The sequence below is a fragment of the Limimaricola hongkongensis DSM 17492 genome (assembly GCF_000600975.2).
GTDB classification, from domain to species: domain Bacteria; phylum Pseudomonadota; class Alphaproteobacteria; order Rhodobacterales; family Rhodobacteraceae; genus Limimaricola; species Limimaricola hongkongensis.
Map to the genome: position 1 here is coordinate 601,934 of NZ_KK088653.1, position 13,373 is coordinate 615,306.

Genomic DNA, 13,373 nt, shown 5'->3' on the forward strand with positions numbered 1-13,373 from the left:
CGCACGGCCTATCTTGCGGCCAAGAGGAGCGCCGCAGTGCAGCATATACCGCCCAACCCGAAGATCCTGCTGATCACCCCGGAGGCCGACATGTCGGCCTCGCGCCATGGCGGGCGGGCGAAATGCCTGCAAAGGCTGGTGCGCATGGGCCTGCCCCTGCCGACCACGGTGGCGCTGTCCTTTTCCTGCGTGCATGCCGTCGCGCAGGGGCGGGCGCCCGACATGGACGAGATCATGCGCCATTTCGACGAGGCGCCGCTTTTGTCGGTGCGCCCGTCGAGCCAGGATCCCGATTGGGGCGGGCCGGGCGCGATTCTCAATATCGGCATGACCGACCTGCGCCATGCCCGGATGTGCGACGAGGTGGGCGAAGAAGCCGCGACCTCGCTGTACCTGCGCTTCATCCAATCCTGGGCCGTGCATGTCGCCCGGCTCGATCCCGACAGCTTCGACATCCCCGACCATCCGAGTCCCGAAACCCTGCGCGCCGCGCTTGCCGCCTATGAGGTCGAGGCCGAGGAGCCGTTCCCGCAGGACCCGGCGGTGCAGCTATGCGAGGTGCTGCGCTCCATGGCCCGCGCGTGGGAGGGCACCACCGCCCGGCTGTTGCGGCAGGCCAAGGGGGCGCCTGCCGATGCCGGGCTCGGCCTCGTGGTGCAGCAGATGGCGCTTGGTGTGGGGCAGGGGGAATGCGGCTCGGGCGTGATCCAGTTCGTCGACAGCCTGACCGGCCTGCCGCAGGTCACGGGGCGCTATCTCAGCCAGAGCCAGGGGCGCGACGCGCTCAAGGCAGGGGCGGGGGCGATCTATCTCACCCGCGACGATCGCGGCGCCTCCTTCGAGGAAATCTGCCCCGAGGCCTTTGCCCGGCTGTTGCGCATGGGCGAGCTGTGCCGCGAACGCCTGCGCGAGGAAATGCAGATCGAATTCACGCTGCAGGAGGGCCGCCTGCACGTGCTCGACGCGGTGCGGGTGCAGCGATCCTCGCGCGCCAGCGTGCGGATCGCGGTGGCGCTGGCCGAGGATGGGATGATTCCGCGCGAAGAGGCGGTGCTCAGGGTCGAGCCGCAGGCGTTGTCGGAGCTGTTGCACCGGCATGTCGATCCTTCGGCCCCGCGCGACCTGATCGTGTCGGGTATCGCCGCTTCGCCGGGTGCGGCCACGGGGCGGATCGTGTTTTCGGCCAATGCCGCGCAGGCCTCGGCCGCGCGCGGCGAGCCGTGCATCCTCGTGCGGCGCGAAACCACGCCCGAGGACATCCGCGGCATGCATGCGGCCGAGGGCGTGCTGACGATCCGCGGCGGCATCACCAGCCATGCCGCCGTCATCGGTCGCGGCCTCGGCCTGCCCTGCGTCGTGGGGGCGTCGGACCTGACCTTCGACCCCAAGCGGCGCCAGATGGTCGCGCCGGGCGGGCGCCGCCTGTCCGAGGGCGATGTCATCACGCTCGACGGCACCTCGGGCGAGGTGTTGGCGGGCGAACCCGCGATGTTCGAAGCGGTGCTCGACGGAGCGTTCCGGCGGCTTCTGGACTGGGCCGATGATTTCCGCGACATCGGCGTGCGCGCCAATGCCGACACCCCCGCCGACGCGCAGACCGCGCGCAATTTCGCCGCACAGGGCATCGGGTTGTGCCGGACCGAGCACATGTTCTTCGAAGAGGGGCGCATCGGCATGATGCGCGAGATGATCTTTGCCAAGGACGAGGGCGCGCGCCGGGCGGTGCTCGAACGGCTGTTGCCGATGCAGCGCGCCGATTTCGCGCGGCTGTTCGAGATCATGCAGGGCCAGCCAGTCTGCATCCGCCTGTTCGACCCGCCGCTGCACGAATTCCTGCCCTCGGACCGCGCGGGCATGCGCGATCTCGCCGACGGGCTCGCCGTGTCGCTGTCGGATGTGGAGGCCCGTGTCTCGGCGCTGACCGAATACAACCCGATGCTCGGCATGCGCGGCGTGCGGCTCGGCATCACCGTGCCCGAGATCTACGAGATGCAGGCCCGTGCCATCTTCGAGGCCACCGTGCAGGCCAGCCGCGACGGCGAGGCGGTGGTGCCCGAGGTGATGATCCCGCTGGTCTCGGCGATGCGCGAGGTGGAGCTGGTCAAGGCCCGGATCGACGCGGTGGCCGCGCAGGTGCGGACCCATTCGGGAGTGGAGTTCGACTACCGGCTCGGGGTGATGGTGGAGACGCCGCGCGCGGCGCTGCGCGCCTATGACATCGCCCAGCATTCGGCGTTTTTGTCCTTCGGCACCAACGACCTGACGCAGATGACCTACGGGCTGTCGCGCGACGATGCGGGGCGGTTCATGTCGATCTACGTCAAGAACGGCGTCTACGAGGAGGACCCGTTCCACAGCCTCGATCTCGAAGGGGTGGGGGAATTGCTGCGGATCGGCGCCGAGCGGGGCCGGGCCGGGCGGCCCGATGTCACGCTGTCGATCTGCGGCGAGCATGGCGGCTCGCGCAGCGCCATCGAGTTCTGTCGCAAGCAGGGGTTCGATTACGTGTCCTGCTCGCCCTTCCGGGTGCCTGTGGCGCGGTTGAGCGCGGCGCAGCTAGCGCTTCTCGAACGGGTGGCAAGCGACGAAAAAGCCACGATCGGCAGAAATTTCTGAGCCAAAGGCGGGTTTCTGCTTGCCTGTGTGGCAGGGAATCGCCGGTTCCATGCCCTAGCGTGACGTATAGGTAGACAGTTCCGGGACGATCCCATAGGTCCCCCCTGCCAGCGCGGGGCTTGCCGCGAGGAGCCGGGGATACTGCAATGAAGCGATTGACCTTTTTGCGCCTTCCGATGTTCGGTGCGTCTGCTTGTCTTGCCATGGCCGCATCCACGGAGGGAGCCGGCGCGAGCGAGGGTGGCCTCGTCGCGGCGCAGAAAGCGGATCTGATCGCCGCCGTTGCTCCGGCAGCCGAAACCCGTCTTTCGCTTCTTCTGGGCGACCAACGCGATGGTGGCGAGATTGTTCCCGCCGTGGCGGCCGGCGAGCTCGAGCCGCTGCCCGCCGCCGAGGAGCGGGGCCTGAAGGTCGCGTCGACCACCGGTCAGGATTACGACACGCTGCTGGCCGCGACACCCGCCACCAAGGGCGACGCGCAGTGGGAGTGCCTGACCGAGGCGCTTTACTTCGAGGCGCGCGGCGAATCCCTCAAGGGCCAGTTCGCGGTGGCCGAGGTGATCCTCAACCGTGTCGACAGCCCCGACTATCCCGACAGCATCTGCGGCGTGGTCAATCAGGGCACCGGCCGCAAATATGCCTGTCAGTTCTCCTATACCTGCGACGGGTTGTCGGACAAGGTTCATGACCGTCGCTCCTGGAGCAAGCTGGGCCGGATCGCCGAGGTCATGATCGAGGACGGCCCGCGCGAGCTGACCGCCGGGGCGACCCATTACCACACCACCGCCGTGAACCCGTCCTGGGCCGGGCGCATCCCGCGCACCGCCGCGATCGGCGCGCACCTGTTCTACCGCGAAGCCACCCGCACCGCGGCGAACTGAGCCCCGGCGCATCGCGCCAAGTGCTTGCCGGGCGGGCAGGGGACGGTTAGATGCCCCATGCCCGCAAGCCCGGAGTGGCCCGATGACCGATGAAACCCGTCACGCCTTTGCGCATCCGCAGGCCCGCGCGGCGGCGACCGCCGACACCCCCCGAGACCGGATCCTGCTCGACGATCACGTCGTCGAGGTCGAGATCGGCGCGTTCCGGGCCGAGCGCGGCGCCACGCAGCGGCTGGCTTTCGATATCGTGGCCGAGTTGCGTCCCGCGCCGCCCGCGGGTGACGACGTGGACCGCATCCTGTCCTATGACCGGCTGACCGAGGCGGTGGCCGACGCGCTCGCGCATGAGCGGCTCGACCTGCTCGAAACGCTCGCCGAACGCATCGCCGACCGCATTCTCGCCGAGCCGCAGGCCGAGCGGGTCTTCGTGCGCATCCGCAAGCTCGACCGTGGCCCCGGCGCGCTGGGCGTGGAGATCGTCCGCGCCGGCCCGAGCAGCGTGGCGCCTTCGGCGGCGCCGCGTCCGGTCGTGGCGCTGATCTCGGCCGCCGCCGCGGCACGGCCCCTGGACTGGCGCGAGGCGCTGTGCGCGCAGCCCGGCCCGTTGATCCTCTGCGTCGAGGCGGCGCCGACCGAGACGGACCTGCCGGACACCGCCGCCCGCGACCGGATCGCGCTGCTGGCGCTGGACCAGGCGGCGTGGCGGCTGTCGGCGGCGCTGCCGGAGATCGAGGTGCGCGACAACCGGACCGAGATCGACTGGGCCCAGCGCAAGGGCGCGACCAGCATCTGGGCGCCCGCGCGCATGGCGGTGTCTGCCGTCGCCGGACCCGAAAGCACGCGCGGCGCCGACCTCGCGGTCTGGCTGGCCGAAACTCTCGATGCGACCGAAATCCTCCTCGTCGGCGCGCAGGCCCCGGTGACGGATCGCCCGCTGCGCCGCCTCGATGCGGGGCCGGAGGCATGAGCCGCCCGATGCCCGTCCCCCTCTGGCCGATCGGGCCCGAACGGGGCCTGCCGCTGGCCGGCATGGCGGGGCTGCGCTTCGAGCGGGCGATAGACGCCGATGGCCGCGATGTGGCGGCCGAGACGCTCGACCCGACGTTGCGCGAACGGCTCTGCGCGCCGCGCCCGCAGCTCTGCGGTCTTGCCCTCGACCAGCCGCGGCTGATGGGCATTCTCAACGTCACGCCCGACAGCTTTTCGGATGGCGGCGATCACGCCACGCGCGCGGCGGCGGTGACGCGGGCGCGCGGGCTGGTGGCCGAAGGGGCGGAAATCCTCGATATCGGCGGCGAATCGACCCGGCCCGGCGCCGAAACGGTGCCAGTGGCCGAGGAAATCGCCCGCGTCGTGCCGGTCGTGGCCGAACTGCGCGCCGCCGGTATCACCACGCCGATCTCGGTCGACACCCGCAATGCCGCCACGGCGCGGACGGCGCTGGCCGAGGGCGCGAACATGATCAACGACGTTTCGGCGCTGGGCCATGATCCCGACATGGCGGGCGTGGTGGCCGGGGCGGATGTGCCGCTTTGCCTGATGCACGCGCAGGGCATGCCGCAGGAGATGCAGCGCGCGCCGCGCTACGACGACGTGGTGGCAGAGGTTCATGACGCGCTTGCCGCGCGGATCGAGGCCGCCTGTGCGGCGGGCATTTCGCGCGACCGGTTGCTGGTCGATCCGGGCATCGGCTTCGGTAAGGACCTGCAACACAATTTGACCCTGCTGCGCGCCCTGCCGGTGTATCACGCCTTTGGATTGCCGCTGCTCATGGGTGTATCGCGCAAGCGGTTCATCGGCACGGTTTCCGGGGCGGAGGCGCCGAAGGACCGGATGCCGGGATCGGTCGCGGTGGCGCTGTTGGCGGCGCAACAGGGCGCGCATGTGTTACGCGTGCATGATGTGAAGGAAACCAGACAGGCGTTGCGCCTGCACCGGGCAGTGATGGGAACGGACGCATGACGAGCAAGCTTTTTGGCACCGACGGGGTGCGCGGCACTGCGAACACATGGCCGATGACGGCGGAGATCGCGCTCAAGATCGGTTCCGCCGCGGGACGGTATTTCCGCAATGACGGCTCGAATGGCCACCGCGTGGTGATCGGCAAGGACACGCGGCTGTCGGGCTACATGTTCGAGAATGCGCTGACCGCCGGTCTGACCTCGACCGGCATGAACGCGCTGCTGCTCGGCCCGGTGCCGACGCCCGCCGTGGGGCTTTTGACGCATTCGATGCGCGCCGATGTGGGCATCATGATTTCGGCCAGCCACAACCCGCACCACGACAACGGGATCAAGTTCTTCGGACCCGACGGCTTCAAGCTTTCGGACGAGGCCGAGGCCGAGATCGAGGCGATGGTGGCCGGAGAGGTCGAGCCCGCCAAGGCCGTGAACATCGGCCGCGCCAAGCGCGTCGATGATGGTCGCTTCCGCTATGCGGAGCGGGTGAAGTCGACCTTTCCGCAAGGTCGTCGCCTCGACGGGCTCAAGGTCGTGATCGATTGCGCCCACGGGGCCGCCTACAAGGTGGCGCCCGAGGTGCTGTGGGAGCTGGGTGCCACGGTGATCCCGGTGGGGGTCGAGCCCGATGGCACCAACATCAACAAGAACTGCGGCTCGACCGCGCCGCGCCACGCCGCGGCACGGGTGCTCGAAGAGGGGGCCGATCTCGGGATCTGTCTCGATGGCGATGCCGACCGGGTGATCATCATCGACGAGACCGGCCAGATCGCCGATGGCGACCAGCTGATGGCGCTGATGGCGGGCCGCTGGGCCGAATCCGGCCGTCTGCAGGGCGGTACGCTGGTGGCGACGGTGATGTCGAATCTCGGGCTGGAGCGGTTCATGACCGCGCGCGGCCTGACGCTCGAACGCACCAAGGTCGGGGATCGCTACGTGGTCGAGGCGATGCGGCGCGGCGGCTGGAATCTCGGCGGCGAACAATCGGGCCATATCGTCATGACCGACTACGCCACCACCGGTGACGGCCTGCTCGCGGGGTTGCAATTTCTCGCCGCGATGATCGAGACGGGCAAGCCTGCCAGCACGCTGCTGCGCCAGTTCGACCGGGTGCCGCAGCTTTTGAAGAACGTGCGGTATGCGCCCGGTCAGGACCCGCTCGACACCGCCGCGGTCAAGGCCGCGATCAGCCAGGCCGAGGGCCAGCTCGACGGCAAGGGCCGGTTGCTGATCCGCAAATCAGGGACCGAGCCGCTGATCCGCGTCATGGCGGAATGCGAGGATGACGGGCTGCTGAGCCAGGTGGTCGAGGGCATCGTCGCCGAGGTGAAATCGATCGCCTGATCTCATTTCGCCGGGGCCGCGCGCGCGAACAGCGCGCGCAGGTTCCGGCCCTGGCCGATGCCGAGGCCCAACAGGATCAGCGCCAGCGCCACGAAGAACCGCCATGGCAGCGCCTCGTTCAGCGCCAGCGCGCCGATCGCCATCGACCAGACCGGCACCTGGTAGTTCACCAACGTCATGAAGACCGACCCGGCCGAGCGGATTACCGTGACCCGGATCAGCGCCGCCAGCGCGGTCGGCAGCAGCCCGAGAAACAAAAGCGCCACGCCCGGCACCGCCCCGGTCCAGCCCGGCACCCCCTCGGTGGCGAGCATGACCGGCACGAGAATCATCGCGCCCACCGTCAGGCTGAGCGCCGTCAGCACCACGCCGTCCACCGGCGGGCAGCGCCGGGTCAGGATCGAGGCCACCGCATAGGACAGCGCGGCGGCGAGGCAGGCCAGCTGCCCCCAGGCCGACAGCCCGGCTCCCGGCGCCAGCACGCCCGGTCCGATCAGCACCAGCGCGCCCGCGAACCCCACCCCCACGCCGGTCGCCGCACGCCAGTGGAACGGCTCGTCCGAAAATACCGCGGCCAGCGGCAGCACGAAGAGCGGCAGCGCCGCCATCGAGATCCCCGCGAAGGCCGAGGGCACGTATTGCTGGCCCCATGACAGCAGCAGGAAAGGCAGCGCCGTCGACAGCGCGCCGATCGCCACGAGATATCCCGCGAGCCGTGGGGTCAGCCGCGGCACCCGCCGTCCCATCGCCCGCATCAGCCCGAGCATCGCCGCGGCACCAAGCGTGGTGCGGGCGCAGGCCACCGTCACCGGCCCGTAGCCGTCGAGCGCCAGCCGGACCACCGCGAACGTGCCGCCCCAGATCAGCCCGAGCAGCAGGATGGAGAGCCAATCGGCGGTGGTGGGGCTTCGGGTCATGCGAGCGGTTCAGCACGTCGCTGCCGCGATGTCCATGCCGACATCATGCATCCGCCCTCAGAAGCGAGTCGGCGTCGGAAAGGTCGCGCTTGCCGGTCTGCCGTGTCACCGGGTTCACGCATTGCGGAACCGCCCTGATAGAAATGTCGTGAAGCTCACGAACACTTCACGGTTTCGTGCGCGAACGGCTTTGGACGTGAGGGGGCCGCAGGTTGAGTTCTGTGCGGTCGGGACCCCGCCTTCGTCAATTCCTGCCGGTCGGGAAGGGCCGGTGCGCACAGCGGGGAATTCAAGTGGGAAAGCCGCTCACGATGGCGGATCCGTCTTGTGATGTTACAGCACTCGCGCCGTGATCGAGGGTGGCGCAGCGTAAGGGGGCAGGTCGCGGTTTCGCGGTCCAAGCGAACAAACAGGAAGGTTCAAGCCATGTACGGGAAACTCCTTGCCGCAGCGCTGCTTGTCACGACGTCCAGCGGAGCGCAGGCGATGATCGGCGACAACGCGTTCACCTCGCTCACTCGGATCCGGGAGCAAAGTTCGCTGATCGATGTCGGCCGGGTTCGAGCCGAGGATGCGGGACAGGTCGAACTTTACGCGATGGGCCCGGGCGGAACCCGGACCCTGCTTGGCAGCCAGCCGGTGCATGCCGGCGCGAACAACAATGTCCGGGTGCATATCGGTCACCCGGTGCGGCGTGACATCGTCGCGGTGCTCAGGGTCGATGGACGGGTCGTCGCGACGCGCGACTTCGATGTGATCGACCGCTGAGGAAGCATCATCCAAGACATGCACGGGGCCGGCCATGCAGCCGGCCCCGTTCTTGCGAGGCACCTCAGGCGCGCAGTTCGGCCATGGCGCGGGCCGGGGTCTGAGGCGTGTTGGCCGCGGCGTATCTGGCGGCGGCCGCCGTCTCCGTGGGTTTGGCCTCGACCGGGGCCAGCTTGGGGGCGTCCGTCTTTTGCTCGGAGATGGACGCGACGAGCGTATCCTGCCGCATCTGGCCCTGAGCGGCGATCGCCTCCGCGCGCGAGCGGTTGAGATCGCCCGCCTCCGCGACCTTCTCGGCCGCCGGTGCGGCTGCCGCGACCGGTTCAGACGCGGGAGCGGTTTCGGCGGGGCGGCTCTGGCTGCTGCCCGCCGTGCCGTTGGCGTTGTCAGCGCTGGCGGTCGAGGCGGAGGAGGAGGGCGAAGACGATGCGGGGGCCGTGTCGTCGCCGTTGGATGCGGCCTCGGTCTCGACGGCCTGAGCGCCGGTCACCGAAAGGCTTGAATTGGTGTTGGCGGCGGTGGCTTCGGCCTGACCGGCTCCGGCAGCCGGGCCTTCGACGGCGTCATCATCACCGGCGGCTTCGATATCTTCGACGTCGCTGTCGTCATCCTTGTTCGCGGTGAAGGCGCTGTAAGCTTCCTGCAAGCTCGACAGCAGGTTCGACCCGATACTTCCGAAACCCATGATCACGATCCTTTTCAAATGAGATGCGACCACCCGTGCCCGCACATTGCGGCCAAATTGCCGAAAAGCCGGGGCAAGGAACGCACTTTGCCGGGGCAGGAACGGGTCCGATGCAAAAAGGGCGCCCCGCGGGGCGCCCTTTCCATGTCACGAAGGACCTTGATCAGTTGCGGGCGCGGTCGACCATCTTGCCTTTGGAGATCCAGGGCATCATGGCGCGCAGCTTCTCGCCGACCTGCTCGATCTGGTGCTCGTCGTTCAGACGACGGGTCGCCTTGAACGAGGGCTGGCCCACGGCGTTTTCCTGCATGAAATCGCGCACGAACTTGCCGTTCTGGATGTCGGTGAGTACGTCCTTCATGCGCTTCTTGGTTTCCTCGTAGGGGAGGATGCGCGGGCCCGAGACATATTCGCCGTATTCGGCGGTGTTCGAGATCGAGTAGTTCATGTTGGCGATGCCGCCTTCGTAGATCAGGTCCACGATCAGCTTCACCTCGTGCAGGCACTCAAAATAGGCCATTTCAGGCTCGTAGCCGGCCTCGACCAGCGTCTCGAAGCCCATGCGGATCAGCTCGACGAGGCCACCGCACAGAACCGCCTGCTCGCCGAACAGGTCGGTTTCGCATTCCTGGCGGAAGTTGGTCTCGATGATGCCCGAGCGGCCGCCGCCGATGGCGGAGCAGTAGGACAGGCCGATTTCCATCGCCTTGCCCGAGGCGTCCTGATGCACGGCCACGAGGCAGGGCACGCCGCCGCCCTTGACGTATTCGCCGCGCACGGTGTGGCCGGGGCCCTTGGGCGCCATCATGATGACGTCGACGCCGGCTTTCGGCTCGATCAGGCCGAAATGCACGTTGAGACCATGCGCGAAGGCGATGGCGGAGCCTTCCTTCAGGTGGTCATGCACGTGCTTCTTGTAGGTCTCGGCCTGCAGCTCGTCGGGCATGGTGAACATGATCACGTCGCACCAGGCGGCGGCTTCCTCGATGCCCATGACCTGTAGACCTTCGCCTTCGGCCTTGGCGCGCGAGGGCGAGCCGTCGCGCAGCGCCACGACGAGGTTCTTGGCGCCCGAATCGCGCAGGTTCAGCGCGTGGGCGTGGCCCTGGCTGCCATAGCCGAGGATCGCGACCTTCTTGTCCTTGATGAGGTTCACGTCGCAATCGCGGTCGTAATACACGCGCATGATCTGGTCCTTTCGGGAACTTCCTGATGTCGTCTTGGGCAACACCATACGGAACGGATCGGGGGATGCGAGGAGAGAGAGACATGAAAATCACGTTTATTTTGCCATAGTCATTCGTGTATCAAGTGAATATCGTGATTTTCATGCAGGACGATACCGACCGCCGTCTTTTGCGCCTCCTTCAGGAGACGCCGGACCTCTCCACCGCCGAGCTGGCCGACCGGGCCGGGCTCACCGCCATGCGCTGCGCGCGCCGCCTCGCCCGGCTCGAAGAGTCCGGCGTGCTGCGCGGCAGCCGCGCCGTGATCGACTGGAAGGCGCTGGGCTTCGCCGTCGCGGTCAGCCTGCGGGTGACGCTCGACAAGACCCAGCCGCGCGCCTTCGACGAATTTCTCGCCCGTGCCCGCGAGGTGGCGGAGGTGATCGAGATCCAGACCTTTCTCGGGCGGGTCGACGTGCGGCTGCAGATCGTCGCGCGCGATCTCGGGCATTACCGCGACCTTTATCGCGACAAGATCCTGCGCCTGCCGCATATCGCCGATATCGAAAGCCTGATGACCGTGAGCGTGGTGAAATCCGACGAGGCGCTGCCGCTGTGACCGAACTCGACGACATCGACCGCCGCCTGCTGCGCGCGCTCAGCCTCGATGCCACGCGGCCCGCCGCCGATCTGGGGCGCGAGCTGGAGCTGTCGCAGCCCGCCACGTGGCGGCGTATTCGGCGGCTGCGCGAGATCGGTGCGATCAAGGGCCGCCGTCTCGATCTCGACGCGGCGGCGCTGGGCTTTGGCGTCACGGTGTTTCTTGGGGTGAAGCTCGCCAGCCGCGGCCGCGCCGGTCTCGAGGATTTCGAACGCGCGGTCTGCGCCATCCGCGAGGTGCAGACGGTCGAGCATGTGCTCGGGCTCTACGATTACCGGCTTCGCGTCGTGGCCCGCGATCTCGAGGATTTCGAACGCGTGCTGCGCCGTCGCATCATGACGTTGCCCGGCATCGGCCCGGTCGAGGCCAATGTGCTGTTGTCCGAGGAGCGCCTTCCGGGGCCGCTCTAGCGTCCGGCGCCAAGACCGAGCCGCATCAGCCCGCGCCGGAGCGCGGGCAGATCATGCATCACGCCAAGCCCCAGCCCGCGCACCCCCTGCGCCAGCGGCCCGCCCGCCATGGCCAGCCGGTTCAGCGCATCGATCCCGTGCTCGCGCAGCGCGATGTCGCCCGCGCGGCGGCTTGCATAGGCGTCGAGCATCGCCGCATCGCCTAGGTTTTCGGGCCGACTGGCCGCGAGATCGGCGAGACAGGCGATATCCGCCAGTGAGGTGTTGAGCCCCTGCGCGCCGATGGGCGGCATCACATGCGCGGCCTCGGCCACCAGCGCCACCCGCCGCGCGGTGAGCGCGCGCGCCGTCTGCATGATGATCGGCCAAGCCTGCCGCCCGGTCACGAGATGCAGCCGCCCCAGCACCCGCTCGGAGCGGGCCGTGGCCTCGATGTCGAAATCCGAGACGGGCAGCGCCGCCAGCCGTGCCGCTTCGCGCCCCGGCTCCATCCAGATCACCGCCGAGGAGGGCTGCCCCTCGTGATCGGGCAGCGGCACGAGGGTGAACGGCCCGCCGGAGCGGTGCACCTCGGTCGAGACGTTGTCATGCGGGCGTTCATGCGTGACCGCGAAGGCCAGCGCCTTTTGCCCGTAGCGCCGGGTGCGCACGCCGATGCCGCAGGCTTCGCGCACCGGGCTGTTGCGCCCGTCGGCGGCCACCACCAGCTTGGCGGCGACGCAATCGCCATCCGTGAGCCGCACCAATGCCCGGTCCTCGCGCGTGGTGATCCCGGCGAAGCCGGTGCCGGCGCGGAACTCGACCCGCGCCATCTCGGCGATCCGGGCCGCCATTTCGCGCCGCAGCAGCCAGTTGGGCAGGTTCCACCCAAAGGGCAGGGGGCCGAGATCGGCGGCGTCGAAATCACGGGTGACGGGCGCGCCGCGTCCCGCCTCGACGATGCGCATCACCTGCAGCGGCGTGGCGTGCGGCGCCAGCCGCGTCCACAGCCCCGCCGCTTCCAGAAGCGCGCGCGCGGGCTGCAGGAAAGCGGTGGAGCGCAGGTCGGCGCCTTCGTCCTCCATGACCGTCACGGGCGGCGCCGGATCGACGCAAAGCACCGAAAAACCGCGCGCGCCAAAGGCGGCCGCGGCCGAAAGCCCGGCGATGCCGCCGCCGGAGACGAGAATGTCGATCTGCCGTGTCATGCGTCCGAGATAGGCCGCCGGCGCCGGGTGGGAAAGCCTATCGCGACAGCTGCGACACAAAGCCCGCCAGATCGTCGGTATGGTGGTGGATATGGTCGGCAAGGGTGACATTGGGCGGGCCGACGAGAACGGTGCGCATCCCCATCGCGTGCGGCACGGCGAGGTTGCGCGGATCATCCTCGAACATCGCGCCCTGTTCCGGCGCCAGCCCGTCGAGCGCGAACACCGCCTCGAAGGCGGCGCGCTGCGGCTTGGGCACGAGGCCCGCATGTTCGACGCCGTACACCGCGTCGAACACGCCCGACAGCCCGCGCGCGGCCAGCACCCGGCGCGCATAGGGCTCCGAGCCGTTGGTGTAGACGATGCGCCGCCCCGGCAGCGCCGTGATCGCACGGGCCAGCGCCGGGGCGGCGGCGAGATGGCTCAGGTCGATGTCGTGCACGTCGACGAGAAAATCATCCGCCGGCAGGCCATGCTCGGCCATCAAACCGGCCAGCGTCGTGCCATGCTGTTCCCAGTATGCGGCGCGCAGCCGGTCGGCCTCGGCGGCGTCGACATCGAGCGCGGCCATCATCCAGGCCCGCATCCGCGCCTCGATCTGGTCGAACAGCCGCGCCTGCGGCGGGTAGAGCGTGTTGTCGAGGTCGAAGACCCAGGCCCGTACATGGGCGAAATCCTCGGCGATGTCGGTGAGCAGGCTTGTCATGCGCGCGACCCTAAGGGCGCGGGCGCGGTGCCACAAGCGGTCGCGGGTTGCGGCCCCGCGCCCGTCAAGGCTAT

At 68.8% G+C, this 13,373-nt stretch carries 13 protein-coding genes; 8 read left to right on the forward strand and 5 right to left on the reverse strand.

Annotation, left to right across the window (positions count from 1 at the left end; translation table 11 throughout):
- Positions 1 to 36: 36 nt before the first annotated feature.
- The 5 genes from LOKHON_RS13305 (at position 37) to glmM (ending at position 6,799) form a co-directional block, all read left to right on the forward strand.
- The gene (locus LOKHON_RS13305) at positions 37 to 2,616 is read left to right on the forward strand and encodes a putative PEP-binding protein (protein WP_017927167.1); all 2,580 of its coding nucleotides are present in this window, start codon (positions 37 to 39) and stop codon (positions 2,614 to 2,616) included.
- 203 nt (positions 2,617 to 2,819) lie between these two features.
- Entirely contained in the window at positions 2,820 to 3,497 is a 678-nt protein-coding gene (locus LOKHON_RS13310) for a cell wall hydrolase (protein WP_110549186.1), read from the forward strand.
- Positions 3,498 to 3,579: 82 nt separating this feature from the next.
- Positions 3,580 to 4,464 carry a dihydroneopterin aldolase gene (locus tag LOKHON_RS13315; RefSeq protein WP_017927169.1) on the forward strand — a complete coding sequence of 295 codons (885 nt, stop codon included), beginning with the start codon at positions 3,580 to 3,582 and terminating at the stop codon, positions 4,462 to 4,464.
- 8 nt (positions 4,465 to 4,472) lie between these two features.
- Positions 4,473 to 5,459, forward strand: coding sequence for a dihydropteroate synthase (gene folP / locus LOKHON_RS13320; RefSeq protein WP_017927170.1), 987 nt, complete (start codon positions 4,473 to 4,475; stop codon positions 5,457 to 5,459).
- A complete protein-coding gene (glmM, locus tag LOKHON_RS13325; protein ID WP_017927171.1) occupies positions 5,456 to 6,799 on the forward strand; it encodes a phosphoglucosamine mutase in 1,344 nt (447 codons plus the stop codon). The genes folP and glmM overlap by 4 nt, the downstream gene beginning before the upstream one ends.
- Before the next feature lie 2 nt (positions 6,800 to 6,801).
- Here the strand turns inward: glmM and LOKHON_RS13330 are convergent, their stop codons facing one another.
- Entirely contained in the window at positions 6,802 to 7,716 is a 915-nt protein-coding gene (locus tag LOKHON_RS13330) for a DMT family transporter (protein WP_017927172.1), read from the reverse strand.
- 426 nt (positions 7,717 to 8,142) lie between these two features.
- Here LOKHON_RS13330 and LOKHON_RS13335 point away from each other — a divergent pair, with 426 nt between their 5' ends.
- Complete coding sequence (locus tag LOKHON_RS13335) at positions 8,143 to 8,484, forward strand: hypothetical protein (RefSeq protein WP_162561809.1); 342 nt, start codon at positions 8,143 to 8,145, stop codon at positions 8,482 to 8,484.
- Positions 8,485 to 8,548: 64 nt separating this feature from the next.
- Here LOKHON_RS13335 and LOKHON_RS13340 read toward each other — a convergent pair whose 3' ends face one another.
- Complete coding sequence (locus LOKHON_RS13340; protein ID WP_162561810.1) at positions 8,549 to 9,175, reverse strand: hypothetical protein; 627 nt, start codon at positions 9,173 to 9,175, stop codon at positions 8,549 to 8,551.
- Positions 9,176 to 9,332: 157 nt separating this feature from the next.
- On the reverse strand, positions 9,333 to 10,355 hold the full coding sequence (gene ilvC / locus LOKHON_RS13345; protein WP_017927175.1) for a ketol-acid reductoisomerase: 1,023 nt from the start codon (positions 10,353 to 10,355) through the stop codon (positions 9,333 to 9,335).
- 143 nt (positions 10,356 to 10,498) lie between these two features.
- Here ilvC and LOKHON_RS13350 point away from each other — a divergent pair, with 143 nt between their 5' ends.
- Both LOKHON_RS13350 and LOKHON_RS13355 read left to right on the forward strand, forming a co-directional pair.
- Positions 10,499 to 10,954 (forward strand): Lrp/AsnC family transcriptional regulator, encoded by a 456-nt coding sequence (locus tag LOKHON_RS13350; RefSeq protein ID WP_026147312.1) that lies wholly within the window; start codon positions 10,499 to 10,501, stop codon positions 10,952 to 10,954.
- A complete protein-coding gene (locus LOKHON_RS13355) occupies positions 10,951 to 11,406 on the forward strand; it encodes an Lrp/AsnC family transcriptional regulator (RefSeq protein ID WP_017927177.1) in 456 nt (151 codons plus the stop codon). The genes LOKHON_RS13350 and LOKHON_RS13355 overlap by 4 nt, the downstream gene beginning before the upstream one ends.
- On the opposite strand, the gene LOKHON_RS13360 is transcribed toward LOKHON_RS13355, so the two are convergent.
- Together LOKHON_RS13360 and LOKHON_RS13365 are read right to left on the reverse strand one after the other, a co-directional pair.
- A complete protein-coding gene (locus LOKHON_RS13360; protein WP_017927178.1) occupies positions 11,403 to 12,593 on the reverse strand; it encodes a UbiH/UbiF family hydroxylase in 1,191 nt (396 codons plus the stop codon). The genes LOKHON_RS13355 and LOKHON_RS13360 overlap by 4 nt on opposite strands.
- A gap of 37 nt (positions 12,594 to 12,630) precedes the next feature.
- Entirely contained in the window at positions 12,631 to 13,299 is a 669-nt protein-coding gene (locus LOKHON_RS13365; RefSeq protein WP_017927179.1) for a pyrimidine 5'-nucleotidase, read from the reverse strand.
- Positions 13,300 to 13,373: the final 74 nt, after the last annotated feature.

What these genes read in the sequence shown, in the direction of transcription:
- LOKHON_RS13360 (WP_017927178.1), bottom strand. Translation starts at nt 12,593, where the DNA reads ATGACACGGCAGATCGACATTCTCGTCTCCGGCGGCGGCATCGCCGGG.
- LOKHON_RS13365 (WP_017927179.1), bottom strand. Translation starts at nt 13,299, where the DNA reads ATGACAAGCCTGCTCACCGACATCGCCGAGGATTTCGCCCATGTACGG.
- glmM (WP_017927171.1), top strand. Translation starts at nt 5,456, where the DNA reads ATGACGAGCAAGCTTTTTGGCACCGACGGGGTGCGCGGCACTGCGAAC.
- LOKHON_RS13315 (WP_017927169.1), top strand. Translation starts at nt 3,580, where the DNA reads ATGACCGATGAAACCCGTCACGCCTTTGCGCATCCGCAGGCCCGCGCG.
- LOKHON_RS13330 (WP_017927172.1), bottom strand. Translation starts at nt 7,716, where the DNA reads ATGACCCGAAGCCCCACCACCGCCGATTGGCTCTCCATCCTGCTGCTC.
- ilvC (WP_017927175.1), bottom strand. Translation starts at nt 10,355, where the DNA reads ATGCGCGTGTATTACGACCGCGATTGCGACGTGAACCTCATCAAGGAC.
- LOKHON_RS13310 (WP_110549186.1), top strand. Translation starts at nt 2,820, where the DNA reads ATGGCCGCATCCACGGAGGGAGCCGGCGCGAGCGAGGGTGGCCTCGTC.
- LOKHON_RS13350 (WP_026147312.1), top strand. Translation starts at nt 10,499, where the DNA reads ATGCAGGACGATACCGACCGCCGTCTTTTGCGCCTCCTTCAGGAGACG.
- LOKHON_RS13335 (WP_162561809.1), top strand. Translation starts at nt 8,143, where the DNA reads ATGTACGGGAAACTCCTTGCCGCAGCGCTGCTTGTCACGACGTCCAGC.
- folP (WP_017927170.1), top strand. Translation starts at nt 4,473, where the DNA reads ATGCCCGTCCCCCTCTGGCCGATCGGGCCCGAACGGGGCCTGCCGCTG.